The 2,124-nt window shown below is 34.7% G+C and carries 1 protein-coding gene; it reads right to left on the bottom strand.

The genetic code is table 11. The features are described 5' to 3' along the window. Positions 1-1,236: 1,236 nt before the first annotated feature. The coding region (locus tag ACFIKE_RS09775) for a glycosyltransferase family 4 protein (RefSeq protein ID WP_375649631.1) at positions 1,237-2,124 on the bottom strand (888 nt) is incomplete at its 5' end.

The following is a 2,124-nucleotide window of genomic DNA, read 5'->3' as shown; positions in this document are numbered from 1 at the left end:
GTTAGCTGGACGCCTTGAAATCATAACAATATTCGTCCTTTTTATTCCCGCTTTCTGGCGTGAACAATTCTAATGCATAGAGCATTTTATTCTACTATGATAAAAAATTTACAATATAAAAAGGCATGAACAGTATGAGTCATAATATTCACCCCTTACTCAATCCACTGAAGATTTCCTAAAATTTCATACAAGTCATCATATCAACGATATAAATGTTGATATAAAAATAATTCAACAAGAACAATCAAATACCAAGAGCCTTCAAATCGAGAACATATAAAACTTCACTTTATTGATCTTCTTTATCAAATAAAGTGGGCACATAGAACATCCTTTTTTTACGAATAATCTCTCATGCAAAAAATATGAATATTTGCTGATAAAAGTGCTTTTTCTCTTTAATAGAGTTACATCCTTATAGAAAAAATGCTATTATATTATGGATTCACAAGCTTGTTTGTAAAAAAAATCTCACAATACTCATCAACCCCATTTCACGACAGTTCTCATGAAAGATATAAAATGGGCACCATCATTTTTACTTAAATAATAATAAGGTGCAAGTCGGTACCACAAAATAAGATATAAATTAGTACCACCATATTATTTTCTTTCTGTTAATGCCGTAACAACCTGCAGTTCAGACAATTTATAAGAAATCTCTTTACACCCTGTCTTCAATAGTTTTTATCCACCACATGCTTTCTTCCAATTGTGATGTGCAAGAGGATAGCTCTTATTCAAATTAAAAAGGTAAATTATCTATAGAAATCATATATATATATTGTATATATTGATCTTAGATCCGTCTTATTATGAATTTATTGAAAATATGTACGACTATTTTACCCATGGAGACACCATAAATATCTTTTTTAAGACAAGAAAACGTTTTTTCCATCTATTTAAGTCTTCCAAAACGAACAATATCAGTACGACACCGTATATCTAGACTTGAGTTAAAGCATTATTTTCTTATTCTAAAATATCACTGAATAAAAATAGCTTTCCTCTCTCCTAATATGCTTTATCATAAAGCACATGTTGCTCTCAAGCGTATACATTTTTAATATTTTATCCAAAATTTTGAGAACTTCTTATAGCGTTCTACTAAAGAAAATATAAATTTTGTAAAATAACATTTATATCATTGAGCTGTTTTCTTGATGACTATGAAAAATCTTTAAGGAAAAAACTTTTTATCACTCCTCAAAAAGATTTTTGATATAATAATCAAAGTGTTTTTTCCGCAAACAGTTCTTTGTAAACACGCTCAATCTCGGTTGCCTCTTTTTCCAAAGGAAAGTGCGTACGAACATGGGTTAAAGCTTTCTTTCCGGCTGCCAATGTTTTTTCTACATCAGCAAAATAAGGTTCAATTGCTGCTTTTAAAGCCGCTCCATCTCCTGCTTTTACAACTGTTCCTGTTCCCTTGACCACCAATTCTTTAAAAATTCCTACATCACTCGCCACTACAGCCGTCTGTGATGCCATTGCCTCCAATGGTGTCAGACCAAAACCTTCCAAACGAGAAGGAGTCACATAAAGTGATAAACGGCGATACCACACAGGTATATCAAGCCTTTCACCAAGAAAAATAATGCGGTCGTTTAAACCAGCTTCAGCAATCTTCTGTCGTAATTTCTTTTCAAAACCATAATGCTGTTCTGTAGTCCGACCAGCGATAAGTGCTGTCCATTCGGGATAGTCAGGCAATAATGCTATCATCGCGTCCACAAACAAATCAGTACCCTTTAAATAGCGCACGCGCCCAAAACATCCTACCGCATATTTTCCTGGCACCCCAGTTGCTGGAAAGTAATCATCAGGAATTTTGGGGGGTGAAAAACGCCTAATATCCACTCCATGCATAATAACCTTATGAGGCACTTCTAGATAGGTTCCCGTACATACACTAGTAGCGATAACTTTATCCATACGACGAAGCAACCATTTGGTAAAAGGCTTGTGTTCGCGTCGAGATGCCGAAGTAAAGATGAGTTTAAGCTTCATTCGCAAAACATCGCGTAAAAACACCCCGCACAGCATCTCAATATTGCGTCGTGCATGCCAAATACGAAATGGCTTCCCTTTCGGACTTTTCCAAAGTCCGAAAAGGTC

The sequence above is a fragment of the Bartonella sp. MU70NMGDW genome (assembly GCF_042194085.1).
In the GTDB taxonomy this organism is placed as follows: Bacteria; Pseudomonadota; Alphaproteobacteria; order Rhizobiales; family Rhizobiaceae; genus Bartonella; species Bartonella grahamii.
This window is presented reverse-complemented; position numbering and strand designations above follow the sequence as displayed.